Source organism: Paenibacillus algorifonticola (genome assembly GCF_000971975.1).
GTDB lineage: Bacteria > Bacillota > Bacilli > Paenibacillales > Paenibacillaceae > Pristimantibacillus > Pristimantibacillus algorifonticola.
Genome location: NZ_LAQO01000008.1, coordinates 1 through 26325 on the forward strand (window position 1 = coordinate 1; position 26325 = coordinate 26325).

Here is a 26325-nt window from a genome sequence, read left to right on the forward strand (position 1 = left end):
TCTCTTGAAGTGGAACGTATCTATGAAGCCATTCTAGTCTGTGGTACCCATCCAGTAGAGCGAAGAGCCGATTTTTTTTATAGTCGTGTAAGTTAGCTTGGCGTCCTAGTCGATGCCGTCTTTAAAGTTTTTGTTCCAATTTTTATCGCCTTTGTGAACGTAGTCCTCCACTGTCTTCTGCAAGGTGTTCACAAGCTCTTCCTTGATTTTGGCAATCGTGTCGTAAAAGACAACTTCCTCCGCGCCTGAAATTCTTACTCCGGCTACTGCCTGTGTGGCAGCGAAACGACGATGCTCCGATTCAAAGCTTTCCAACGCCTGCAGGGCATGCTCTACATAATGGGATAATTCCTGATGTTCCTTCGGAAGTTGAGCTTTAAGCTCTTGAATGCGTATTTTTAATGGCATTAGAATCACCTCAGCGTTAGTATTTACCTCTGTATGCTTACTATAACCGATTTTTATGCTCAGGGCATCCCAAAATATGCTAAATCGGCGATTATGCGCTTTTTCATGACGGATTAACTTGTACCATTACCTGCTTGCCGCTTACTTGAATTCCCGTCTGCGGCTTGCCTTGCTCTTTCAGATCGGAGAGCAGACGCTCCAGCAGCGTCTTGCCAGCTGCCCCCTGCTTGCCTCCTTGAACGCGCACGACGAGCTGCACCGCATGGCCCGACTCCAGCAGCTTCGCAGCCTGACGCTGCTTTGTGTCATAATCATGCTGTTCAATATCAATGCCCAGGCGCAGCTCCTTCACCTTCGCCGGCTGGCCTTGCGCCTTCTCCTGCCGCTTGGCCTGACTGGCCTCCTGCTTCGCTGTACCGCGCCCCATCAGCCTGCAGGGCGGCGGGCTGCTCATAATGGACAGGCATACGAGGTCTGCCTTGTACTGCTTTGCGAGCGCGAGCGCCTCTGCGCGAGAAACAACGCCAAGCTGCTCGCCATTCAAGCCCGTCAGCTCCACCTCAGAGGCTTTGATTTTTTCATTCATCAGCATCGTAATTACCTTCTTTCTGCTGCTCAGTTCTATTCTAATCGACCAGTCCAGCTAATCACAGCTCATTATGTAGCTAATCGCGCAGCTACTCTTGATGCTGCTGAATCAGGTCCATCTTCATCTGCCACGTTTTCTCGCTTAGATGAATCGGATAAAATTCCGGATTCAGCTTGCGCTTCACTTCTGGCAGAAAGCTGTTTAGCTGCTCCTGATGGAACTGCCTAATCTGGGAAAGGGACGGCAACTCATAAACCAGTCTGCCCTTATCGAAAATACATTTCAGCAGCGGTACAGCTTCGTAGTTGTTCACGTACTTGTATATATACGGGTGCAGCGGATCAAATAGCTTAAGCCTGCTGCCGTCCGGCTTCTCTTCCTCGCCGCATAACGCAATATAATCAGCCCGCGCCAGTCCCGTATTCAGGTTGCGGATACGGAACACATCTTTGCGACCCGGCGTCGTCACCTTCTCGGGATTCGCGGACAGCTTAATGACGGGCACGTAACGCCCGTCCTTCCAGCGTGCGGTCAGCTTGTACACGCCGCCCAGCGAAGGCTGGTCCGCAGCGGTAATCAGCTGCGTGCCCACGCCCCACGTATCAATGCGCGCACCTTGCGCCTTGAGATTAAAGATCAGCGTCTCATCTAGATCATTCGATGCGACGATCTTCACATGCGGCAGCCCCGCAGCATCCAGCTGCTTGCGCGCCTCCTTAGACAATAGCGCTAGGTCGCCGCTGTCGAGGCGAATCGCGCTGAGCTGCTTGCCCTGGCTCTCCAGCCAGCGGGCCGTCTTAATCGCATTCGGCACGCCGCTTTCCAGCGTATCGTACGTATCCACGAGCAGCGTCACCTGATCCGGCAGCGCCTCGGCATATTTCATGAAAGCCTCTTCCTCGGTATCATGCCCCTGCACCCAGGAGTGGGCATGCGTCCCTTTAGCCGGGATGCCGAACAGTATCCCAGCGCGCATATTGGACGTCGCGTGGAAGCCGGCGATATAAGCGGCACGCGCGCCCCATACGGCAGCATCCGCCTCCTGCGCCCGTCTAGTCCCAAACTCCAGCAGCGTATCGCCGTCCGCGACCTGCACAATACGCGACGCTTTCGTCGCAATCAGCGTCTGGTAATTCATGAAGTTAAGCAGCGCCGTCTCAATAAGCTGCGATTCAAATATCGTGCCCTCCACGCGAATCAGCGGCACACCCGCAAAGACGACCGTGCCTTCCTCCATCGCGTACATGCTGCCGTTGAAGCGGAACTGCCGCAGCCGTTCGAGAAAAGCCGGCTCGTACCGCTCCTCCTGCTCAGCCAAAAACGCAAGCTCCTCTTCCCCGAAGCACAGCTCTTCCATATATTTTACAATGCGTTCAAGTCCCGCAAATACAGCATATCCATTGCCAAAAGGCAGCTTGCGGAAATACGCCTCGAATACGGCTGGCGTATCTGCCGTTCCATTTTTCCAATGCGCATACATCATATTGATCTGGTATTTATCCGTATGCAGCGTTAAGTTTGCGCTATTCACAGACACAAGTCACTCCGTTCTAAATGATGTCTGACAGGAGCTGCGAAGAAGGATTGTCCATGCCTGATGAACAGTAGCGCTTCCAAGGTGAAACGGCAGTCGCCGTCCTTTGGCGGAGCAGCGCGTTTCAGTCCGAGAAATATAGTGAAAGGATGGGAAGATCATATCCTTTCCTATATTTCAAATTAACGCGACCTTCCTTTTCTGTAAAACAGCTTTACCATTGCCAGCAGAAGCAGGCACACCGCAATTCCGATGCACGCTCCTGTAAAATCAACGACCACATCCATACGGTTGCCAGTCCGGTTCAAACTGGTTAGTTGGTTGCGCTCATCAAGCGCCGCCAGGCTCACCGCTGCTAGAAGCGACAGCATCGCCGGCGCAAGCAAGCGGCCCTTCATGACGACGCGCAGCAGCATAAACCAGATTGCTCCTAGCATAGCATAAACGAATAGATGGGCGCTCTTGCGAAAAATAAATTCGACAAAATGATACGGGTTAGCTTTGGCCTCAATCGTCTTGCCTAAATACGTGATCGACAAATCAGGCAAAATCCGGATCAGCTGCTCCTGCCCAATCCACGCTTGCAGCTTCGGCCTAATCGTCTGCTGGTCGAAGGACTGCGAGGATAGATGAAACACAAACAAAATCCAGGCTGCCAAAATAACAAGCCATATCCCTATTATATAACGGTTGCTCCTAGTTTCCACCTTGATCAGCTCCTATCCCTACATTCCGCTCTTTTGAAACAAATTGTTTCATCATTGATCCTAATTGTATCAAATTTTCCTTCCGACCTACAACTTGCGAATGCGATACCGTTAAAAATAAACGAAAAGCCCCCGACAGTGGACCCGGGGACCTTTCATCGACTGGCTATAAATCGGTCAGTAGCGACCTGCCCGCTTTAGAAGGAGCTTTTTATTGCATACAGGCATTACGCCAACGATTCAGCATAGGAAAGCACGGTCGCCAAATCCTTCTCAAATGCGGAGCGGTACTCCGCAATTACAGCTGTGCTGTGGCCGTTAGCCGTCAGTTTGGCCGCCGTATCCGCTAATATCGCTTCAAAATCGCTTTTAATCCGGGCAACCTCAGTTTGAGCCTGCAGCTTCACTTGCTCCTTCGTCGCTTCATCTCGCGCTGCTACAAACGACATATACAAATTCGTCAGCGTCGAGGTGGCTTCGGTTTTGAGCGAATCAAGCTTGGCCTCCGCCTCGCTTGTAATTACCTCATACGCCAGCTTCGGCGTATTATCGACCACTCCGCCGCCTGTTCCAGGCTGGCCGCTTCCTCCTGTACCTGGCTGACTGCTTCCTCCTGTACCTGGCTGGCTGCCTTCTCCGGTTCCAGGCTGCGTGCCGCCACTGCCCGCCGAGCCTTCACCGCTTCCTTCACTCCCGCCAGCTTCGGCCTGCTCCTGCTGATAAGCGGCCGTTTCACCCGTTACGGCACCTGTCTTGCTATCCCATTTAATCGTTGCGCCGGATGCTTCCGCCATAAAGCGGAGCGGCACATAGATCGATCCTTTATAATAATAAGCGGACTGATTCTCAGGCAAAGCCTGTTCCTTCCCTTCAAACACGAAGGAAGCCTGCACCGCTGTAAGCCGAATCGATGCCGGTGAAGCAGTCGCCGCAGCATCATCCTCAACAGCGGCAATCACGCCAGCGAGCTGCTCTTTCAATGCTGCCGCTTCTTCCGCCGTTGGCTCAGCTACCGTTACCGACGCTGTCTCGCTATTCCATTTCACAGCCTTTTGAAGCGCATAAGAGACGAATCTAACCGGAACATAAGTCCGGCTCTGATGTTCGAATACATACTGCCCGCTTGGCAGCTCCAGCTTCTGTCCGTCAAAGGCCAGACTAACTGGAAGAGGCTTTGCAACAATCGCTTTATTGGAACTGGAACCGCCCTGCGCTGAGGCCGTATAAGGCAGCAGCAGGCAAAGCATAAGGCCGAGAAGCATAGCGAATTTAAATGTTTTCATTGTGTAGTCGTTCACTCCATTCCTCACCCGATTTCCTTGCTTGAAAATGGCTTAGCCAGCAGCAAGCGAAAGTGAAACCGTGCTTTTCTTAAAATCATCGCTTAAATCAGAAGCAGCGGCAAGGGCCTCGACTCTTATATTCAAAATCGGGTTTTGTCTGCATTCGGTCCTCATTCGATTGAATTCGACATTATTCTCGTACCCTAATGCATTTGGCCCCCATTGTCCTGGTTCCTCTCGGCCCACAGCAAGGCTTTGTGAAAAAAGGAAAGTCTCTTGCGGCAAATTTTGCGCGTGGTACAATAACCTTATTATGTAAGAGACTGCGACGAAATAAAGTACCGCTAATTTCCTCGCAGCTCCTAATCCACATGAAAAGATAAGGCGGGATGTTGTATGTCATATTTATCGCTGAACAGCTGGAGCTTGCACAGACTGCTTGGCCCGCTTCATTGGACGTCCTGGGATGCTGAGACGCAAACCCATCAAACGACGGATCATGAGCAGCCTTTGGAGCTGACATTGCTGGAGCTGCCGGCTGTTGCAGCAGCCAAAGGCTATCAAGCCATAGAGGTGTGCCATTTCCATTTTCCATCTACGGATGCGGCTTATTTACAGCAGCTAAGAGATTCTTTTTCGGCTGCATGTCTATCCTTTGACACACTGCTCGTCGATTATGGCGATCTCACATCTCCCGACGCAGTACGCCGAGAGGCAGACTATCAGCTCATGCAGCAATGGATCGACGTGGCGGCAGCTTGCGGTGCCAAGCAGGTCCGCATTATCGCCGGCGAAGCGGAGCCAACTGATCACGCGGCCATTCGCCAGTCTGCCCAAGCCTTGGCCAAGCTGGCGGACTATGGCGCTGCGCGCGGAGTGAAGATCGTAACCGAAAACTTTAAATTGCTAACGAGTGTGGGCGACAGCTGTATGGAGCTGCTGGAGCATGCAGGGGAATCGCTTGATCTGATTACCGATTTCGGAAATTTCAGCGGACCAGCCAAATATGAGGATATTGGCCGCACAGCTCTGCGCAGCGTATCGATCCATGTGAAAGCGATGAATAATGAACAGGGACATCCCGATGAGGCCGAGCTTAGCCGCTGCTTGAATCAGGTACAAGCTTCCGGATTTGACGGCGCTTACGTGCTCGTCTACGATGGGCCGGGAGATATGTGGGAGGGGCTGGAGCGGGTGAAGGCTGTTGTAAAGCCTTATATCGCTTAGTTCATTCGCGGGGAGAGTTAGCGAACAGGAGAAGGGCTGCCTACTAGACTGTCTGACGACTTAAATACGCAATGACGTATTTATAGCATACATAGTTTGTTGCTCGCACATAGAATAAGCCTTTCCCAACCGTCGTTCAGACGGCAGGGAAAGGCTTATTTTTGCTCAAATGCCCTATCAATGATGCGCACACAGAGCCGCGGGCTTCAGCTGCTTAAGAGCCGGAAGGCTTCATTTTGCGCCACAGAGTCGAGCGGTTAATACCGAGACGCTTGGCAGCAGCGGATTGGTTCATCTCTTCCTGCTCCAGCACCGTGCGTATGATATCATATTCGATCTCGTCAAGCGTCTTGCTCAGATCAAGCCCCCCTGCAGCGGAAGGACGCTCGGAGGCATCATGGGGCCCGGCACCTAAGCCGGAGCCCGCCTGCTTCAGCAGCTCTACTCGCTCCGCTTCCACATATTCGCCATCAGAGCTTCTTACGAACTGGTCAATGACATTGCGCAGCTCGAACAGATTGCCGCGCCACTCATGTGCGCGCAGCGCCTCCATCACTTCCGGACGCAGGCCGACAATTTGCTTGCCATAACGCTCGTTATACATAATGAGAAACGTACGAATGTACTCGTCCAGATCATCCAGCCGCTCCCGCAGCGGAGGCATGCCGACAACCCGCCCGGCAAACGTATCGCAGAGCTTGCCATCAAGCACATTGCTGCCTTTCAGCTCCAGCGGGCTGCGGTCAAACGATAAAATGATTTTGCCCGGCGCTGCAGCAAGCACAGGCGCCAGCTCACGCTGATCGGCCAGCGACAGCTGGTCGACGCCGCGAATATAAATGATAAGCTCCTCATTGTCCGTTGACAGCAGCTTCCTTAACGCAGCAAGCGCCGCTGCATCATAACGCTTCGTGATTGACAGCTCAATCATTTCACTGCCGCTTTGCGGCATGGAGCTCCAGCGCTTAATCGCAAACAGCCGCTTGCCTGCACCCGTCTCGCCAAACACAGCGAGCGGATAAGCACGCTCGGCAGGCGACTGCACGGCAAATTCATGATCGGTCATCACGAGCGGCGGGAAGGCGTCATCCTGCTTGCTTGTATACATCATCGTAATGCCAGAGCCCGGCTGATCTACAGGACGAACCTTCAAATAAAACATGCCGTCACCAGCAGCATCATTCATCTTGCCGCCAGATACCGCCACCTGGCGCTGTCCATCCAGCTGCACGAGCAGCTCCAAAGCAACGCCCTTCTCCAAATCAGCCATATAGCGGCTGAATACGGGATAATCGGCGTACAGCCCGGTTTGATTTTCAGGCAAGTGGAACCACGTATTAAATGCCTCATTAGAAAATTGAATAATGCCTTTGTCATTCACAATAGCATAGCCGGTATCCATCGTGTCCAGCAGCCGCTCGAAGGCCAGCTTCTTCTGCTTGTAGCTTTCCGACACTTTATAAATTTGCTTCGCTTGAGCGAACGCTTCAAGCACTGACTCGCGCCCAGATGTTATCAGCACCCCCTGCATGCCATGCTCATTCGCTTTGCGCACCGTAATGTTATCGCCTACAATGACTTTCACGCCCTCAGCCTTCGCAAGCTGCAGCGCCTCGTCCACCTCGCTCTCCTGCTGAACCGAGGCATAAGGAATATCGACCTCCATTAAACCGGATACGGAAATAAAACCCTCTATAATATTAGGAAAGCCGATCATTTTGATCTTCGCCTGATAGCCCTTCACAACCATTAAAATCCGCATAATATCAAAGCCGGACACCTGAATGTCAATGACGGGCAAATACGAATATTTGCGCAGCAGGCGGGCCGTTCCGCCCCGGCTAATAATGACATCGTAACCGTCCAGATGGATGCGGTTCATGAGCGGCAGCACTTCGGACAAATCGCCCTGCAGCACCTTGATTTCGAATTCCTTAAGCTCTTCCCGCAAGCTTGTTGTCAGTTCCACGAGCCCCGGGTAAGGGGCTACTACTACTATTTTTATTTTCATCCTCATCATCACCGTTGCAGTTTAATACACTCATTATAGCTAAACGCGATCCGAATGAACAGTATTGTGCCCGGCAGGGTAAGGCGTGCCCACGCCCCCTCCTCCTTGCAGCATGTGCAGCGTGCGGACGAACACATCCTCGGAGCCGAAGCCGCCTGCCTTCGTTACCCCATACACTTCATTTGCTCCTGAAAATAACCCAATCGGCACGCCCGTCTCCACTTCGCCCTGCAGGCGGAACTTCTCCATTCCGGCGAAGCGGCAAAATTGCTTCGCCGTATCGCCTCCTGTCAAGATAAGCCGGTTCAATCCATACGCCTCCACCAAAGTTGCCGCCGTGCGGCCGAGCGCTTCCGCAATTCGGTCGCTAACTTCCGTCTGTCCCATGCCCAGCTTGCTTCCGGCTTCCATTGCAAGCCTGATTTCTTCTTGTTCGCCGGAGGAATAAAGCACGACCGGCTTTCCCTGCTGCAAGGCAAGTGCCGCTGCTTCGTATATGCGCTTTAGCTCCGCGTTGCAAGCCGCATCAGGTGCAACGGTCACATGCGCCTCCATCCGGATGCCGGCAACCTGCGGCTCAGCTAGCAGCAAAGCCAGCTGCTGGCGCGTCTTGAAGTTGACGCTCCCGATAACAGCCAGCACTGGGGCAGCACTCCTTGCTAGCTCCAACACCGTTTCATGAGCAGTACCGGCAACAGTTGTTAAACACCCTGCCAAGCCAGCTGAGCCTGCCCAAATGACGCGATAATCAAGCCCCTCGAATAGCCGGACAATTCCACGCAGCTCCTGCTCGCTTTGCGCATCAAATACGAGATAATGGCAGCCTTCAGCAGCAAGCTCAGCAAGCCTGTGCTCCAAATGCGCTTGACCAAGCACCATATCAGCGCTCGTAATCAAGGCTGCTGCACGCTTAGATTGCCTGCGGATCAGCTCAGGAATGCTGGAGACGGTAATTGGCGTCTTTGGATCAAGCGCAAATTCCGTCTCATGCAGCAATTGTCCGTTTAAATATAAGGAACCGTCCCGCACCATACGGTTGTATTCCGGATATGCAGGTGTACAGACGATAAAATCCGGCTGAAACACGTCCTGCAACGCATCGAATTCTGCACCAAAGTTGCCTCTGAGCGTCGAATCCACCTTTTTGAAAATCACATCAAATGGCTTTGCCTTCACAAATTCAGCCGCCGTCCGTACGCGATCATACGCCTCCTGGGCACCAAGCGAACGGCTGTCCGTATCAACAATTACAACGTCGTCATCAAGGGCTGCGGCATCATCTTCCGCAAATTTAAGCAGCACCGAAGCCTTGAGGCCGCTTCTTGCGAACTGAACGCCAGAGTCGTTAGCACCTGTAAAATCATCTGCGATTATTGCAATTTTCAAGTCATCACCCCGCGTCCAAGATCAGCCTTTGACCGAACCAAGCAGCATCCCTTTCGTGAAAAACCTTTGCGTAAACGGATAGATGAGCAAAATCGGCACAACCGCGAGAAAAATCGAGGCCGCTTGCAGATTTTGCGGCAGCAGCTGTACGCCGTTTACTGTAATATTTTCAAGCGAAGTACCGCCCTTGCTGGAATTAATAATCATATTGTAGAGAATGACCGTAATCGGCTGCATGCTGCGATCCTGCAAATAAATCATCGGAATGAGGAACTGGTTCCAAATGTAGACCGCATTAAATACGCTGATCGTTGCAATAATCGGCTTGCTGAGCGGGAAAAACACCCGCCACATAATTTGCCAATCGTTCGCGCCATCGATAACCGCCGCCTCCTCCAGCTCATACGGCAGCTCGTCAAGGAAGGATTTTGTAATAATGAGCAGGAAGGTGTTGACTGCCATCGGCAAAATCATGACCAGCCAGGAATTGACCAGCCCCAGCCCGTTATAGACGATATAGTTCGGAATAATGCCCGCCTCGAACACCCATGTGAACAGAAACAGAAGCATGATGGTATAGCGTCCAATCAGCCTTTTGCGCGACAGCGGATAGGCCGTCATAAACGTTACCAACACCGCTACAAAGCCGCCAACGACCGTATAAAATAAAGAATTCAGCAGCCCCGCCGTTACGCCAAGCCGTTCATTGCCCAAAATATATTTGTACGCTTCGAGATTGAGGCCCTTGGGCAGCAAATACACCGAGCCTGCCACGACTGCTTTGCCGTCGCTTAAGGAAGTAGCCATAATGAGTACGAACGGGTATACGCACAGCAAGGCGACAAGGACAAGCAAAGTGTTGTTGATCAGATCGAACCAGCTAAACTTCTTCATCTTGCCGCCTCCTAGAACAACCGGGACTCGGAATATTTTTTCGATACTTTATTCGCCATCATGACCAGCACGAAAGCAATGACAGACTGCATCAGGCCAACGGCAGCGCCGAAGCTGTAATTCGGGAAACCGTCGCTCGCAAATGCTTGGCGATACACGTAGCTTTGAATGACATCCGCCGTATCGTAAATGCTTGGATTGTACATGAGCAGGATTTTATCCAGATCGACGGTCAAAATTTGGCCGATAGCCAAAATGAACATGACGACAATCGTGCTGGAAATCGACGGCAGCGTCACATTAATAATTTTCTTGAACCGGTTCGCGCCATCAATGTCCGCCGCCTCATACAGATGCGGGTCGATGCTCGTCATCGCCGCCATATAAATAATGGCGCTGTAGCCGAACAGCTGCCACACATTGAGCATGACATACAGCGGGCGGAACCATCCGGGATCAGCCATAAAGAATACGCTTTCAAAACCTGCCAAATTCAGCATTTGGTTCACCAGTCCACCCTGCGGCGACAGCACTTTATACAGGATCGAAACGATAACCGCAGACGAAATAAAATAAGGAAAAAAGCTGAGCGTCTGCACGAAACGCTTCACCGCCGACAACCGCACCTCATTGACGAACAAGGCGAAAATGATCGGGATCGGAAACACAAACAGCAGATTGAAAAAAGCGAGCAGCAATGTATTTCTGACCAGCTTCCAGAAATAAGGGTCGCTCATGAATTTGCTGAAATGCTCGATGCCAATCCATTTGCTGTCCAGTATGCCTTTAAAAATGCTGTAATCCTGAAACGCAATGACCAGCCCGAACAGCGGCAGCAGCTTGAAAAGAATTAAATGAATCAAGCCCGGCAGCAAAATCAAATATAATATTTTGGCGTCCCACATCCGCTTAAGCAGTCCGCTGTTTTTCGATGTTGTCGGTTTTACGATCGAGCTCATCTCAGCCCACCTCTGGATTCAAAATGAAAGGCGCCCCTCCCTCCCCGCACGCCAGAGCGAGAGGAGCCGCCTAAAGCTTGGTGAAAAAGAAGCTGCGCTAGCCTTTTTCACCATGCTTTTTTATTTAGAAATAGCGTCGTATGCGGCCTGGTCGATTTCGGTCAGCTTTTTGTAGCCTGCTTGCTCCATTTCGCCAAGGAATGTTTCCCACTCCGACAGACTGCGCTGGCCGCTGATGAATTTCACGAGTGCCGCGTTCAACTCCTGCTTCACATTAGCAAGAAGCGTCGTTCTTTCTTTCAATTGATCCGTTGAATATTTCAACGAGCTAAATTCCTTCGACGTGTATTTGTCGAAAAACGTTGTCGCAAACGATTTCGTCAAATCGTCCATCCATTGGTAATAGGCTTCATTATTGACGGGCACCGGGAACGTCAGGCGATCCTGAAGGAAGTTCCATACCGGCGTGCCAATCGGCTTGTTGCCCTGCTCCTCGAATTTGACGGTAAATGCCTTCTTGCCGCCTTCCTCCTTGTAGGACTTCCCTTCTACGCCGTAATCCATCAGCGTTCTGCCTTCATCCGAGAACATGTAATCCATGAATTTGATAATACCTTCCGCTTTGTCTTCCGCTTTCTCATTAATGACAAATACCCGGTCCATTCTGTATTTTTCCTCTGCTGGAGGCAGCATCGTCTGATTGCCATTGGCATCTTTGAACGGATCCATCACTTTAATGCTGTATTTCGGATCATTGTCTGGTCCGCCGTTGTTCATGAACCACGATGGGCGTGTGAAGAAGTCGCTGCTGATTGCGCCTTGGCCCGTCAGCATTTTCGTCTGCCACGATTCCTCTGTCGCGGTACCAGCTACCCATTCTGGATCAATGAGCTTATCTTGGTACATTTGCGCATACCACTCGATGAGCGATTTAAAGCCCGGCGAATAAATGTCTGAACCTTTGCCGTTCTCATAAATGCCATGCACTTTGCCATCGACGATATTGTCATTAGCCGCAAAAGCTTCCTGGAACTTCAAGTAGCCGTCGCGCCCTGTGAACGGGTAAAAATTCGCTTTGTCCTTGTACGTTTCTTTCAGCTTTTTCAGCACATCCGTAAACTCTTGAACCGTCGTCGGGTTCGCCGTAATGCCCGCCTTCTCAAACATATCCGCCCGATAAAAGGTTACATTGGATATCGTCGGATATTCCTGCGCCAAGCCAAAAATTTCGCCATCCTTCGTCGTCATCAGCTTGGCGTAATCCGGATTCGCATCCAGATAAGCTTTAATGTTCGGCGCAAATTTATCAATATAAGGCTTTAGATCAATGAACAGCCCCTGGCCACCGTACACCTCAGATTGTGCCAGCGAGACGATGCCGGAATCCGGGAACTGGCCGGACCCGATTTTGAGCTCCAGATTTTTCTTATAAGCATCATCATCTTCGCCACCATTAATCAGCTCAACCTTCGTATTCGTCTTTTCCTCCAGTACCGGGTACCAATTCAAATCCTGAAGCCAATTCGTATATTTTCCCGCCATCATATAGGAAAAGGTTGTCGTTCCCTCGGCCGATCCTTGGTCCGTACCCGTTGAAGCCGAAGGAGCTGCCTTATTCCCGCCATTAGAGCAAGCAGTCAGTGCAAGAAGCAGTACCATCGACATCGTTGTAACGGATTTCCAATTCAATTTGTTGTTCATTTGAGCATTCTCCCCCAATTGTCATTTGGCTTGCAAAAGTAAGCGCTAACAATTTGAACATCTCCACATACTTGAATGTTGCTTATTACAACACTTTTCTTTAAATTGATTGGCCTCCCGTAAGATGTAATCGCTTTCTTGTATTTAAATTATCGCAAAATAGAGCAAAATGCAATAGTTTTTTCTACATAACGACTTATGGGGAAGTTTTCCTTTTGGTATTTGCAACATTCAGTAGCGATTCCTCCTCCTTTAGTTGAAGCTTCATAGCTTTAGATGCCTCATTTTCTAATGGAAATAGAGCATTGACTTTGAAAAATAAAGGCTGTAGCATGAAATTAAAGCGCTTACTTATTTATTTCATTTAGTTTCCCTATCGTTTCGTTTCATTTAGCAACAGTATTGCCATTATGAACGAAAGAAGGTTTTTAGGATGGACCACACACAGATCGTTAACCTCAAAAAAATGCTGGCTGAGGGACAATGTTATTTGGATCATGAATCGGACATGATTGAGGCGATGCTGCCCACTGATCAGCCTTCCAATCATGCTCCCGCTTTAATCGAGCTGGCTAATGGCGATTTATTGTGCATTTGGTTTGGGGGCTCGGATGAAGGGGCCGGCGATATTAAAGTGTTCCTCTCCCGCCTGAATGCGAAGGAGTCGAAGTGGAGCGTACCGCTGCGACTATCGGATGATTTCAACAAATCTGATCAGAACCCGTCGCTGTTCCAAGCGCCGAATGGGGGATTGTGGGCCATTCATACGTCGATGGATACGCGCGGCTGTACGCTTGAGGAGTGGCAGGCCAAGCTTAGGAGCGGGGAAGTATCTGGGCCCTTTGCCATGCAGCATACGTCTAAGGTACAGCGCCGAATTTCCTTTGATAGCGGTTATACTTGGGGAGAGAGCGCTCCCTTATTCGAGAAGCCAGGTACATTCAGCCGTCATCCTGTTACGGTGCTCGCGAGCGGCCGCTGGCTGTATCCTGTCTGGTACAGCAGCCTGGATGGGACGAGGCAGTTCGGCTATGACTACAGTTCTGTGCATCTATCGGATGATCAAGGAGAAAGCTGGCGAGAGGTGGAAATTCCCGGCAGCAAAGGACGCGTTCACCCCTCCATCGTAGATTTGGAAGAGGGCAGGCTTGTCGTTTTTTTCCGCAGCCGCAATGCTGATTACATCTATATGAGCCGCTCCGAAGATAGCGGGGAAAGCTGGTCCGTGCCAGAGCGTACCGTCCTGCCTAACAACAATGCTTCGATTCGTGCGATACGGCTGCAAAGCGGCGGCATTGCCATTATTTTTAACCATTGTCGTGCTAATGAAGCTCCGGATGTCGTCGTCTGGCCTTACGAGCGCGTTCCTGTCACAATTGCAATTTCTGAGGATGAAGGCGCGACCTGGCCTTATATGCGGCATATCGAAACGGGCGATCATTATTGCGGTGAACTGAACAGCAAATACAATCGGCGTTATGAATACCCGTCTCTCATTCAGTCAAAGGACGGCATGATCCATGCCTGCTTTGCATACGGGAACCGGACGCATATTAAATATGTCAGCTTCTCCGAGGACTGGGTACGGGGCGTCCACAAAAATAAATGGCCATGGGACAACTTTCCGATGGAATAAAGCCCCCCCTTTTATATAAGCAGCATTAGGTTTACTAATAACGTGAAGAAGCCCACTTTGAGGAGTGGGCTTCTTCACGCACGAACGAGCTGCCGTGCTGTCAAAGGATTACAGAGCTTTCATATACCAAGCATCGCAAGCAAAATGCTCGGTTCCATGACTCCACCTGTGCATTGTCCCGCTCCTCAATTTCTCTTAGCTGCATGAGTTGTCCCCCTTTCTCCCATCATCAAACCTTTCAGCATATGGAACGCGACGAGCGCTTATTGTAACAACAGAATTAGCATGGCGCAGAACATTCTCTATCGTTCTTGAGCTTCCTCACATATTTCTCCAGCTGGAGGGTGAGGCTGCTAAGCTCATGCTCCTGCTGGAGCAAACTAAGCAGCGCCTGGATAATGACCACTTTAGGCTGGTCACGTGCAAATTCCTCGGCAAGCGCCAGGGCCGCATCGACGAGTTGGGCTCGTCTGGAGCCCGTAATGGCCAGCTCCTTAATAATAGCCAGCAAGGCATCCAGCAATTGACTCCGCTGCTCTTCCACTGACACCCGTTTGCCTTCCAATCCATTGTCCACCATATCGCACATCAACGCGTCAGTTAAAATCGGAGTCTCCTGCTTCGCCAAAATGCCCGCAGCCATTTCCTCCAGCCTTCCTACAGTAAAGAGGGCGATATCCCTGATGCGGAGCGGTTTATTTTCAAAAATCATCAGGAAGTTAAACTCCTTGATTATCCCGCCATACACGGTCACGATATCCCAAATGTGAGGCGTTATTTGTTCACCAAGCAGGCGAATCAGACTTTTTCTATGATGGTCGAGCAACCTCATCCGCATTTGCAGGAAAAAGGGCGCCATCTCCTTTTTCGTTTTAATCAGCTCCTTGATTTCCTGCATAATGAACTTATTGGTCAAAAAAAACTCCAGCGTCACTTCCGTTTCCCGCACAAAAACTTCACGAGGCGTAAGTCCCACTTCCGTAAGAATGCCTTCGAGCTGATCATCTAGCAGCTGCTGCCGGCTTTTATGAATTTCCTTGAATAGTTCTTCTTTAGACGAAAAATATTTATATAAGGAACCTTTGGCGATTCCGCAATCATCGGAAATATCCTGAATCGATGTCGCCGCATAGCCCTTCTCTATAAAATGGCGGACGGCCGACTCAATAATTCGGTCTCTAATCAGGCTCAATAAAATCCCTTCTCTCAAAATCATTTGACTTTCAGCAAAATATCGATAAAATAAAATCTAGCGTGACCGACCAGTTTTACAAAGAAACTATAAGTCAATTTTACAAAATCTACTCCTTCTTCGTCAAGGAGCGGCTGGCTAGGCTGCATATTTCTTTGTGCTCAGATCGGCATACAAATACCAAGAGAGGGCGAGGAGCCTACACATGTCTACACCAAATGCTTCACAGTTAGCCTCAGAGCCGGAATTCTCCATCAAATCGATATTGGCGCCGCTTCTTGCCGTCATTATTGGCATGATGATGGTCATTCTGGACAGTACCGTCGTCAATGTTGCCGTTCCTAACCTGCAAGAGTACTTCGACAGCTCGCTCAAAACGATCCAGTGGACGATCACGGGCTATACGCTGGCTTTATCAGCCGTTATTCCGCTTGCCGGATGGATGACAGATAAATTCGGGGCTAAGCGAATATTTCTCATTACAATCGCGCTGTTTACACTGGGCTCCATCCTATGCGCATTGGCACAAACGCCTGAGCAGCTTGTTTTGTTTCGCATCATTCAAGGCGTTGGCGGCGGCATGGTCTCCCCTATCGGTATGGCCATGATCTTTAAGATGGCGCCATCCAACAAACGCGGAGCTGTTATGGGCATGCTCGGCATTCCGATGCTGCTCGCCCCGGCCATTGGCCCGATTTTATCCGGCTGGTTGATTGGCTTTGCTTCCTGGCACTGGATTTTTCTAATCAATCTCCCTATCGGTATTGCCGCGTTGATTGTCGGCAATAAATTTTTGCCGAATCTCGAACGTCAAAAAGCGCCTGCACTCGATATTTTGGGGATGATTCTCGCTCCTATTGCCTTCGCTATGCTGGCATTCGGTGTGAGCGAGGGCGGAACAGACTGGGGCTCCACTCGAACCTTAACCGGATTAATCGTAGGTGGATCGGCTCTCATTCTGTTTATTATCGTCGAGCTATTACAGAAGCAACCACTGCTGGAGCTGCGCGTGTTCCGCTCCTCCGATTTTACTCGCAGTATTATTTTATCATGGATTTCACAAATTGCCTTGTTCGGATCGATGCTGATGATTCCATTGTACCTGCAAAATGTTCGCGGGTTCTCTGCGCTTGAAAGCGGACTGACTACCTTGCCGATGGCCATCTGCTCGATGATCTTTATGCCGATTAGCGGTAAGCTGTTCGACAAATTGGGCGCACGTCCATTAGCTTTAACGGGATTATCCATCATTACGATCGCTTTGTTCTCCCTGTCCCAGATTGGGGCGGATACCCCGATCGGTCTCGTTATGATCCCGATTGGCATGATGGGAGCGGGAATGGGCTTATCCATGATGCCGCTGAATACCCATGTGCTGAACTCCGCGCCAAGAAGGCTCGTGAGCCGGGTAACTCCGTTGACATCTGCCAGCCAACAGGTCGTTACATCCTTTGCCATTGCTGGCCTGACGGGTTATTTCTCGTCTCAGATCACGGCTCATATGACCGAGACAGGCGCTAGCAGCAATATGCTAGAAAATATGTCGCTCGCTTTCGGCGATACCTTCTTCCTATCAGCAGGCATTGCTGTAGCAGGAGTTTTATTAAGCATCATCCTGCGCAAGCCGAAGCTGGGGGATGATCATGAACAAGAGGAAGATGCACCGGACCCTGCGATGATGATGGGTCATTAACTCCCACGGGTATTCCTATTTTAGGCAACAAAAAAAGGCTGATTCCTGCATACTGCAGGAGTCAGCCTTTTTATTTACATGCAACATACTCACTCCTTTATTAAGAAGCCGCTGCGTCCTCGAGCAGCGAAACATGCAGCTTCACGACCGCCTTGCGTATTGTCATTTCCGCTTCAACGCTGCAGCATGGACGGTGGATATCATGCGGGAAAAAGACGGCAAACATGCCGGGCGTCAGCACAACGTCCGATTCATCGCTTACTTCCTTATATGACAAGCGGTCGCGGCTGTCCAACTCGTCTGCTGTAACGACAGCTTCCCCATTGTCGCGGGCGACGCGAATGAGCTCCCGACCTTTCAGCAGCAGCTGAATGTCGATATATTGCTTGTGAGACTCCGCCAGCTGCTCTTCCGCTGGACGGGTCGCCACATGCTGGACGAGCACAAATAGGCGCTCGCCGTCGATATCATATTTTCCAGCCGGCGTATCCTCCGTTACTTCCCGCTCCAGCCAAGCCAGTGCCTGCCGAAATGGCGGCAGCCAGCCTGGTTCCTGCTCCCAGCTTCGCAAATCGCTAATGATCATCGTAGTCCGCTCCTTCATAAATGGATAATTAACGGTCAGGGCCTGAGTATCGTGCCGCCAATATAGCGTACGCCGCCTCTTTGCTGAATCGTATCCATTGCATCATTAAAATAATAAGTCGCTAATATTTCTCCGGTAGTCGTTTCAACTGCACGCGGATAACCAAGATCATTGCTGCCGCCATCGTCACGCAAAATCAGCTCCGGCCCCCAGCTTAGCCCGTTATCCTCGCTTACCCTTGCCCGAATGCCAAAGGGCGGCCTTCTGAATCCGTATACGGCAAACAGCCTGCCATCCTCCATCAGCGTCAAATGCACCGTATCGCCATGGTCGTTGATGCGCGAGACGAAGCGCCAGGTCAACCCGCCATCGTCCGAGGCGTAGAGCTCGCACCATGCCGCTACCATCGCTGGCTTGCATCTGACCGCAACCATAATGACGCCATCCTTCATCAGCACGGGGGATGGACAAATCATCCGATACTCCTCGCTGCGGGGCATTAACGACACAAGCGACCAATTGCAGCCGTCATCAAAGGAAGCGAAGACGACGGGGCGATCATGTGGATTATTCCGCAGCCTTGCCGTCAGAAACAGCAGCACAACGCCGTCGGGCCGCACAATATACGATGGCCTGCCCTGATAGCGAGGAATGCCACAGTCAGGAAGCATCACTGGCTCGCTCCAGCTCGCGCCTGCGTCACGCGACATTTTCACCCAAGCCTGGGCGTGATCAACCGCGGAGTTCGGCGTACACCAGCATTCGAGCAGCGTATTCGGGTCGGAGAAATCGAAGCCCTCCTCGAACGTATGCGCCTTGCCATACGGAAGCTGATCCAGCAGCTTGTAATTGTCGGCGATTTGCGCAGCCTCCTGCCAGCTGCGGCCACCATCGAGCGTGCGGACAGCAGCGATGCGCCCGAAGGTTTCCACCCGGTCGTGGTTCAGGTTTCCGGGAATCTGATAGTCACAGTCAATGTTCATAAAAGCGAGCAAAATATTCCCTTCGCTTATTCTCCACAAACCACCATTAAACGGCCAAGAGCAAAACTCATTGTCTTTGCGGTAAATTTCAATATGCTGAAGATGCTGCGGTTTCATTGGCTTCGTGTATCGACTCATCTCGTCATCCCCCTTGAGCTGGCGTAAACGCGCTATCTGCTGTGAAGCGGCGGCAAAAGCCCGTTTCGCGGTGAACGTAAAGCGGCCTGCAAGCGTGCTGCGGAGTAAGGTTTATTTTTTCATAAAAGCCCCTGCTGCCTGTATTTCTCGATCATTTGCTTAACCTCGCTAAACGCGGCGGGAGTCAGCGGCGCTACCGGACGACGGGATGGACCGGCAGGCACGCCGATTTCATTCAGCACCGCTTTCAACACCGATGGCAGCGTGCCAAGCGCAAAGGCGCTTCGCAAATCCCGCAGCACCCGCTGCGCTTCCTCTGCTTCCCAATAACGCTCCGCCTGAAAATGCTCATAGATCGCCGCCACCTGTGCCGGAAAAACATTGGCTGTCGCCGCAATCGCCCCGCTTCCGCCCGCCATAAGCGTTGGCAAAATGAGCGAGTCCGTTCCTGCCATAACCGAGAATGAATCAGGCGTCTGGTCGATATATTGCAAAATCGTATCAAAACTGCCGCTGCTGTCCTTAATGCCGATAATATTCGGGATTTTCGCAAGCTCAGCTACCGTTTTAGGCTGCAACGCATTCCCTGTGCGAGCGGGAATGTTGTACAGCACGACGGGAATCGTAACCGCTGCCGCTACCTGCTCAAAATGATAGATCAGCTCCTGCTGTGTAAACGCAAGGAAATAAGGGGTAATGACCGAGAGCGCATCGACGCCTGCTTCCTGCAACCGCTTAGCCAATCGAACCGTTTCCAGCGTGCTCGCGCAGCCTGCTCCGGCATAGACCGGAACGCGTCCCTTCGATTCTCGGACAATTGTTTCTGCTATTCGCACCTTCTCCTCGAAGGAAAGCGAGAAAAACTCGCCATTCGTCCCGAGGCAAAACAAACCATGCACCCCAGCTTCAGTGAACCGCTCCACCATCAAACAAAGCGCCTGCTCGTTCAGCTCCTCCTGCTCATCAAACGGGGTAACCATTGCCGGAATAATACCTTTCGCCAATTCCATCGCTAGTCCTCCTTTTTTAAGTAAGCCCTTACATTTTACTTCGCGCCATATGCTGCTTGCTCGCCTGCACACCGATGACCGCTAGACAGCCCACCAAATATGATGTATATAAGATTTAAGATGAAACCGTTGAAAGTGTGGTGCCGCAAAATGGATTTGCCGAAAATTGATAATTCTAACCTGTGGGACAAAACCTACAATATATTAAAGGAAAAAATAATCCGCCGCGAATTTCTTGGCAATCAGAAGCTGCTTATTCCTGAGCTGGCCGCCCAGCTTGGCGTTAGCCGAACGCCAATTCGCGACGCCTTGAACCGTCTGGAAATGGATGGCCTCGTGAAGACGGTTTCCAAAGTCGGCACCTTCGTCAATGCGATTGATGTACAGGATGTGATGAATGCAACAGACACACGGATGATGCTCGAATTTTGGGTTGTGGACAAGCTCAGCTCCTGCACGAAGCAACAGCTTCATGAAGAAATTAGAAGGCTGGAAAGCATCGTCGAGCTGTCGCTGCGCGAGCTTGATGCCCTTACGCTCGATCAATATTTGCAGAAGGACTACAATCTGCTGTTCCATTTGGAATTCATGCAGCTGGGCGGCAACAGTCATAACGTAGCGATCTATAAAAGCCTAATGAACTATCGCTTCATCGCTGCAAGCAGCTCGCTGATCAGCAAAGAAATGGTAACTGCCGCCATTAAGCAGCATCAAAACATAATTGCCGTCCTTAAGCTCGGCGATGCTGCGCAAATGCGCGAGGTGATTCGTGAGCATTTGGAGGACTCCAAAAATCGCCTCATCGCCAAAATCACCGCAAATGGCGGCTCTATTTAGCCCATATTGGCAAGCGGTTATTCGTTTTGTCGTTTTGTTCTTTGGCGCTTCTAATGATAAATGTTGTATACATCATTTGATGCTTATAATATAGCTTAACCCCTCAGCCTCGTCAATCCTTCTCTTTGCCGTCTGCCTAAATAAAAGGCAAGATGACTTTTTACTCGGAGAAGAGTACAATAAAGGGAAGTAAGCTAATATCTATTATTGATTAACAGACAAAAGGAGTGTTACAAATGACACAATATCGTGAAATAGATTCAGCAGAGCAATGGGATGCCGCTTTGGAAGGCTCAAAAGATCGTGCCCTGGTTGTTTTCAAGCATAGTACAACTTGTCCGGTAAGCGCGAACGCGCACCGCGAATTCACAGCCTACCTGGACGCTAACCCGCGCCAGGATACCGATTATGTCCTCGTAAAGGTCATCGAATCCCGCCTTGTATCGAACAAAATCGCTGAAGATACGTCGGTTAAGCACGAGTCGCCGCAAATTATTTTCATCCAAAATCAAGAGAAGGTTTGGAGCGCTACGCATTGGGCGATTACGTCCGAGCATATTACGGCGGTTCTTGACTAATCTGATTTCATCTGCAAAACAGATTTCACTTGCAAAAGCTTAAAAACCGAGCAGCTTGTTTCCGCAAGCTGCTCGGTTTTTTTGGCGTGCGTCAAGAGCGAGGCTTTTGTGCCCAGCAGCACACACATTTGCAGCTTACTCCCGCTTTACACGCTTCACCGCTTTACATCACATTCACCTCTGTCAGCTCCGCTCCGAGCTGCTGCCATATTCGCCTGGCTTCTGGCCGACAAATTTGCGGAACACTTTATAGAAGGTGCGGCGATTGTCGAAGCCAATACAGCCGGCGGTTTTGTCGAGCGATAGACTCGGGCACATGCAAAAAGACGGTGTCCCGGTCGCTATCGACCTGGAACACCGTCTTTATTTGCTCTAGTAGGCTTTGTGGCTATTCATATAATACAGAAAGCACTTTGGCAATGACGACTGCGGATTGTGCCCGAGTTGCTGTTGCCTGAGGCGCGAAAGCGCCATTGCCCATGCCGGAAATCAGCCCAAGCTGCTTGATGGCAGCCACTGCTTCCTGTGCATAATCCGAGATTTGCTCGGCATCCGTGAAGGTGGCTGCTGCACCTGTAGGCTGCGCCGCCCCTGCTGCGAATCCGCTTTGCTTCGCAGCGCGGTGCAGCATAACCGCCATTTCTTCACGTGTAATGGAAGCATGGATGCCGAAGGAGCCATCCGCTCTGCCCTGAATAATGCCATTCTGCTCTGCGGCAAGGACAGACTGCTCATACCAGCTTCCAGCCTTGATGTCGCTCAGCTTCGTTGTAGCGCCGTCTGTGCTCTTAAGACCGAACGCCTGAACGAGCATATGCACAAACTGCGTACGGGTTACGCTGCCTGCAGGCTGGAACTTGCCCGCAGCTGTGCCTTGAACGATGCCTTTGGCCGCAAGGCCTTCAATTGCAACCTTCGCCCATGGATACTGCGCGATATCGTCAAACGAAACATCTGCATAAGCGGCTGCATAACGGCTAAAATGCTCCGCTCTGAATACGATCACTTGATCCGTCTCGCGATATACACCGCTATGGACGGCTTCTACACTGCCATTGCTGTTCAAATAATAAACGACTGCCTGATGCGGCTGCTCGCCTGCTTTCAATGTGTACGGCAAGGCTACTTCCACTTGCCCTTCGCTCCAGGTTATCTGCTTGCCATCATAAGCGAGCGTCAAATCGTAAACCTGATTCGCGCCAACCTTCGCGCGCTCCTCTGCTGTAAGGGCAGCCGAGTCTACTTTCTCGGCTGTGAAAGCCAGCATCGCGGCGGTGTTCTGCGCCGCTGCTCCAGCAAGGGCTTCGACGGCAACGCTGATGCGTACGCCGTCCAGCCATACATGCAGCACCGGAACGTTGTGATCGGTCAGCTCTTTAATAGCAGCCGCGGGCAGCTGTACAACTGCCTGCTGTGCTGCAGCTGCTGGAACGACGCGAATCGTGACGTCGTTCCCGTTCGCCTGCGTCGCCGCCTTGCTCAGCTCGCTGGCGGCGACTGTCGCGACCAGCTTGCCGGAAGCATCCGGCAAGCCGTTCGCGATGGTAATGACAGCAGCCGATGGCGCTGCTGTTGGCTGCGGGCTCGCCGTCGGAGTAGCGGGCGTCGATGTGCCCGGCGCTGGCGTCGCCGGAGATGCCGTTGGCGCCGGCGTCGATGGTGTTGGCGTTACCGGAGATACTGTCGGCGTCGGCTCCCCTGGTGTTGGCGTCGGCGTCTCTGGTTCCGTCGCCACTTTCAGCCCTGCAACCGCAGCTGTCACTGCTGCTGCGGTTGCAGCTACCTGCGCCTGATCGGCTTCCTGATCAGCGCTTACCCGCTGCGCAGCAGCCAGCGCTTCAGCAAGCACAGACCAGCTTGCCGACGTGTACTCGCTTTGCGTCAAGCCAGCCGCTTCAGCGACAGCAGCATTCAGCTCGGCCTTATCGGCCAGAGCCAGCCCGAATGCCTTGAAGTCCATCATGCCGACCCAGCCTTGGCCTTCGGTAATCGTCACCTTGAGATAACGGCCCGTGTTGTTGTCCGTCAGCTTGTGGCTGTCCGAAGGCATCGCGAGCGTTTTCGTATCCGCTGCGGTGCGGAACGTTACACCATCATCGGAAATTTCCACCTTGTAATGGACGACTCCCGCCCATTTGTTCAGCACTACTTTCTTCACCAGCGAGGATTGGCCCAGATCGACCATCCACCAGCTGTCCACTCCTTTATCTGTACCCCACGAAGTGCCTTCATTTTGATCGACAGCACCTTCTGGAGCGTTGCTCTTGCCGCCGCCACTGCCCGCGTTGCTGGAAGAGGTTGCTGCTTTGAACGCTGCGATATCCTGCAAAGGCTTAAGCGCTTGAATCGCTGAGACAAGTGCTTCAGTCGCAGCCACAACCGCTGTTTGAACGGCTTGGTCATCATTGTTGACCGCCTTCGCATTCCCTAATGCAGCTTGCAGCAAAGCCCATCCGGCCGCATAATATTCCGAACCGTCGAGCTGTTCAGCCGATACGATGGTAGTGACCAGCGTGCCTTTGTCCACGTTCGACAAACCATTAAGCGCTGCCTGCAATCCAGTAACCGCCTGATTGACGACCGTTTGCGTAGCTCTTGCATCACCAGAAGCCGTCCGTGCAATAGCAAGCGCACTTTGCAGCGCCTGCCAGCTTTTTGCCGACCAGTCCGCCTCTTGCTTCGCTTCGGCATCGGCAATGAGCTGCGTCAGCGCCGCCTTGTCAGCTGGCACTACTTCAAGCCCAGCGACAACGGAAGCCAGCTGCGCCTCAGCTGCGTCCACGTCAGCTTGCGTTACGCCTTGAGCCGTATACGCCTGATCATGAACGAACTGCGCCTGATTGATAGCTGGTGCAAGCTGCGGCCAGCTCTGCGGCGTAAAATCTGCCTCGACGAGCGACTTAGCTTCAGCAATTGCTGCCGCCAAATGCTGGCGATCTGCTGGAACTGCCGTCAAGCCGTGCTTATACACGTTCAAGGAATCCAGTGCATAGCCCTTGTAAGCATATCCGCCGTTAGCTGGATATTCGTCATAATCAAACATCGCATGATTTTCCCATGCGTCGCCCTCAGACGCAATCCAGCCTACATTCGATGGAATCCATGCCGGCTCCCAATAGAAAAATCCAGCTCCCTTGTTATTCTCCACATTGGAGATCAAATCCATAATCGTTTGAATCGCGTCATATTGGCCTTGAACGGTTGCGTCCCATGTTGCGCCTCCCGTTTTCAGCTTCTGGTCGGAGTTGATAATATTTTCATGGGCATCGCCATTTTTATAAGAGAACGGATATGAGGTTTCGGCAATAACCACTTCTTTGCCGTAACGCAATGCCATATCGTCCATATTGCTTTTCACTGCTTCCAGCGTACCGTGCCAGAACGGATAATACGATAATCCGATAATATCGTAATCGACTCTGCCGTTGATCCCGTCGAAGAAATAACGGAAGGTCGCATTTTTTCCGCCTTCAGCAAGATGAATCATAATTTGCACATCATCGCCGCCAGGTATGGCGCGGACAGCGGACGAACCACTGTTCAGCAGCAGCGCCTGATCGTCAAAATTAACCGAACCGCCTTTGCCCGTGAGCACACCGCTGTTAATTTCATTGCCGATCTGCACCATGTCAGGCATCGCATTTTCCGCCCGCAATTCAGAAATGACCTCATACGTATAGTCATATACCGCCTGGCCCAGCTCAGGCATCGTCAGGTTTTTCCACGCCGCAGGGCGAACCTGCTGGCCCGGATGCGCCCAGTCATCCGAGTAGTGGAAATCGACGAGCAGCTTAAGCCCCTTCGCCTTTACTCGCTTGGCGAGTCTCAGCACATCGTCCTTATCATTGTAGCCGCCTGAGTTTTGCGGATCATTCCACACCCGCAGCCGAACGTAGTTGACGCCCCGATCCTTAAGAATGTCCAGCAAATCGCGCTCCACGCCATTGCTGTCATAATATTTGCCACCGTTATCCTCAATTGCAGTCAGCGTCGAAATATCAACCCCGCGAATAAAATCATCGCGGTAGCCAAGCACCGTTACTGACGCTTTCGGCTGCACGGTTGCGCCCGTTACCGTTCCTGCTACTTCAAAGCTGCCTGCGCCCGTATAGCTCTGCGGGTCAACAGCGTCCCATGCCACATCAACCAGCCCAAAGCTGCCGTCCGCATAGGCGGCATTTACCTGTGCCGGGAGGCTCGGAGCCGTACCGCTGTAGGTTTCTAAAATTACCGCGTCATAGCCGGTAATGTCCGCTGGATTTTTTACGATTTCCTTCTCTCCTACCTTTAGTTCTTTAATGCCCGGCCACCAGCCGCTTCCCGCATAAAAGGAAATCGTGACGCGCACATAACGCATGCTGTCCGCCTCGAAAGCAAGGCTTGCCGTCTGCTGCTTTACCGCGTTAGCCGATTTATCGGCAGCGACCGTCCAGTTCACATCGTCCGGCGATACCTCTACGATATAATTGACGATTTCATCATCCTTCCAGGTGATTTCCACGCCAGAAAGATCATATTCGCTGCCCAAATCCACCTTGAGCCAGTGTGTCGGATTAACAGCGCTTGCTGCGCTCCATGCAGTATCCGGATTGCCATCGACCGCGTATTCCTTCGGCTGGCCCCACTGCGGATCTATATATTCTTCGCTTGCTGTAACGATTTTGCCAAGCGCCAAATTTGCTGCTGCTGCCTTTACGGCGGCTTGCGGCCAGGCCATTTGCGTCATAAACAGCGCTACGACCAGCACGAGGCTGATGTACCCTTTCCCCTTTTTCATGTAAACCTCTCCCTTGGTTATATTGTTTCTCCATGCTTCTACTAATTGTAAGCGATTTTATGAAAAGCGATATACATACCAAAAGCAACATTCCAGCATTTTATGCAACCTGTTTGACGCCCCGCATTCCGAATATTGGTAACGCTATCATTCATAGGGTTTTCATAAGCAAAACCTGCGCAAACAGATGCTTCAA

At 51.5% G+C, this 26325-nt stretch carries 21 protein-coding genes; 5 read left to right on the plus strand and 16 right to left on the minus strand.

From position 1 onward, the window contains the following. Positions 1-105 precede the first annotated feature (105 nt). From WH37_RS16230 to WH37_RS33670, 5 genes are all read right to left on the minus strand, one after another. A complete protein-coding gene (locus WH37_RS16230) occupies positions 106-408 on the minus strand; it encodes a hypothetical protein (RefSeq protein WP_046231670.1) in 303 nt (100 codons plus the stop codon). Positions 409-511: 103 nt separating this feature from the next. Continuing rightward, positions 512-1000 (minus strand): translation initiation factor IF-3, encoded by a 489-nt coding sequence (infC, locus tag WH37_RS16235; RefSeq protein WP_046231671.1) that lies wholly within the window; start codon positions 998-1000, stop codon positions 512-514. Positions 1001-1085: 85 nt separating this feature from the next. Next, positions 1086-2528: a nicotinate phosphoribosyltransferase gene (locus WH37_RS16240; protein ID WP_074904804.1), complete on the minus strand. Its 1443-nt coding sequence runs from the start codon at positions 2526-2528 to the stop codon at positions 1086-1088. A 185-nt stretch (positions 2529-2713) separates the two neighbouring features. Further along, on the minus strand, positions 2714-3238 hold the full coding sequence (locus tag WH37_RS16245; protein WP_046231672.1) for a VanZ family protein: 525 nt from the start codon (positions 3236-3238) through the stop codon (positions 2714-2716). A gap of 227 nt (positions 3239-3465) precedes the next feature. Beyond that, a complete protein-coding gene (locus WH37_RS33670) occupies positions 3466-4521 on the minus strand; it encodes a copper amine oxidase N-terminal domain-containing protein (protein WP_052737013.1) in 1056 nt (351 codons plus the stop codon). A 396-nt stretch (positions 4522-4917) separates the two neighbouring features. Between WH37_RS33670 and WH37_RS16255 the strand changes: the two genes are divergently transcribed. Further along, on the plus strand, positions 4918-5748 hold the full coding sequence (locus WH37_RS16255; protein WP_046231673.1) for a sugar phosphate isomerase/epimerase family protein: 831 nt from the start codon (positions 4918-4920) through the stop codon (positions 5746-5748). Positions 5749-5962: 214 nt separating this feature from the next. Here WH37_RS16255 and WH37_RS16260 read toward each other — a convergent pair whose 3' ends face one another. From WH37_RS16260 to WH37_RS16280, 5 genes are all read right to left on the minus strand, one after another. Further along, complete coding sequence (locus WH37_RS16260) at positions 5963-7759, minus strand: sigma-54-dependent transcriptional regulator (protein WP_046231674.1); 1797 nt, start codon at positions 7757-7759, stop codon at positions 5963-5965. A 39-nt stretch (positions 7760-7798) separates the two neighbouring features. After that, complete coding sequence (locus WH37_RS16265) at positions 7799-9145, minus strand: four-carbon acid sugar kinase family protein (RefSeq protein WP_046231675.1); 1347 nt, start codon at positions 9143-9145, stop codon at positions 7799-7801. Between the two features lie 21 nt (positions 9146-9166). Then, the gene (locus tag WH37_RS16270; RefSeq protein ID WP_046231676.1) at positions 9167-10039 is read right to left on the minus strand and encodes a carbohydrate ABC transporter permease; all 873 of its coding nucleotides are present in this window, start codon (positions 10037-10039) and stop codon (positions 9167-9169) included. A gap of 11 nt (positions 10040-10050) precedes the next feature. After that, the gene (locus tag WH37_RS16275; RefSeq protein ID WP_052737014.1) at positions 10051-10998 is read right to left on the minus strand and encodes an ABC transporter permease; all 948 of its coding nucleotides are present in this window, start codon (positions 10996-10998) and stop codon (positions 10051-10053) included. Between the two features lie 120 nt (positions 10999-11118). Next, positions 11119-12699 carry an extracellular solute-binding protein gene (locus tag WH37_RS16280; protein WP_046231677.1) on the minus strand — a complete coding sequence of 527 codons (1581 nt, stop codon included), beginning with the start codon at positions 12697-12699 and terminating at the stop codon, positions 11119-11121. Between the two features lie 433 nt (positions 12700-13132). Between WH37_RS16280 and WH37_RS16285 the strand changes: the two genes are divergently transcribed. After that, positions 13133-14335 (plus strand): sialidase family protein, encoded by a 1203-nt coding sequence (locus WH37_RS16285; RefSeq protein WP_046231678.1) that lies wholly within the window; start codon positions 13133-13135, stop codon positions 14333-14335. 280 nt (positions 14336-14615) lie between these two features. Here WH37_RS16285 and WH37_RS16290 read toward each other — a convergent pair whose 3' ends face one another. Beyond that, a complete protein-coding gene (locus WH37_RS16290; protein WP_046231679.1) occupies positions 14616-15527 on the minus strand; it encodes a TetR/AcrR family transcriptional regulator in 912 nt (303 codons plus the stop codon). A gap of 205 nt (positions 15528-15732) precedes the next feature. Between WH37_RS16290 and WH37_RS16295 the strand changes: the two genes are divergently transcribed. After that, on the plus strand, positions 15733-17220 hold the full coding sequence (locus WH37_RS16295; protein ID WP_046231680.1) for an MDR family MFS transporter: 1488 nt from the start codon (positions 15733-15735) through the stop codon (positions 17218-17220). Between the two features lie 100 nt (positions 17221-17320). On the opposite strand, the gene WH37_RS16300 is transcribed toward WH37_RS16295, so the two are convergent. From WH37_RS16300 to dapA, 3 genes are all read right to left on the minus strand, one after another. Next, positions 17321-17806 carry a NanQ anomerase/TabA/YiaL family protein gene (locus WH37_RS16300; RefSeq protein WP_046231681.1) on the minus strand — a complete coding sequence of 162 codons (486 nt, stop codon included), beginning with the start codon at positions 17804-17806 and terminating at the stop codon, positions 17321-17323. Positions 17807-17841: 35 nt separating this feature from the next. After that, positions 17842-18927, minus strand: coding sequence for a sialidase family protein (locus tag WH37_RS16305; protein WP_046231682.1), 1086 nt, complete (start codon positions 18925-18927; stop codon positions 17842-17844). A 119-nt stretch (positions 18928-19046) separates the two neighbouring features. Further along, positions 19047-19937, minus strand: coding sequence for a 4-hydroxy-tetrahydrodipicolinate synthase (gene dapA / locus WH37_RS16310; protein WP_046231683.1), 891 nt, complete (start codon positions 19935-19937; stop codon positions 19047-19049). A gap of 150 nt (positions 19938-20087) precedes the next feature. Here dapA and WH37_RS16315 point away from each other — a divergent pair, with 150 nt between their 5' ends. Continuing rightward, positions 20088-20774 carry a GntR family transcriptional regulator gene (locus tag WH37_RS16315; protein ID WP_046231684.1) on the plus strand — a complete coding sequence of 229 codons (687 nt, stop codon included), beginning with the start codon at positions 20088-20090 and terminating at the stop codon, positions 20772-20774. A gap of 236 nt (positions 20775-21010) precedes the next feature. Continuing rightward, a complete protein-coding gene (gene ytxJ, locus WH37_RS16320; protein ID WP_046231685.1) occupies positions 21011-21352 on the plus strand; it encodes a bacillithiol system redox-active protein YtxJ in 342 nt (113 codons plus the stop codon). A gap of 183 nt (positions 21353-21535) precedes the next feature. On the opposite strand, the gene WH37_RS35595 is transcribed toward ytxJ, so the two are convergent. Both WH37_RS35595 and WH37_RS33675 read right to left on the minus strand, forming a co-directional pair. Further along, complete coding sequence (locus WH37_RS35595; protein WP_143088513.1) at positions 21536-21670, minus strand: AraC family transcriptional regulator; 135 nt, start codon at positions 21668-21670, stop codon at positions 21536-21538. 70 nt (positions 21671-21740) lie between these two features. Next, complete coding sequence (locus WH37_RS33675) at positions 21741-26129, minus strand: glycosyl hydrolase 53 family protein (RefSeq protein WP_052737015.1); 4389 nt, start codon at positions 26127-26129, stop codon at positions 21741-21743. Between the last annotated feature and the right edge of the window lie 196 nt (positions 26130-26325).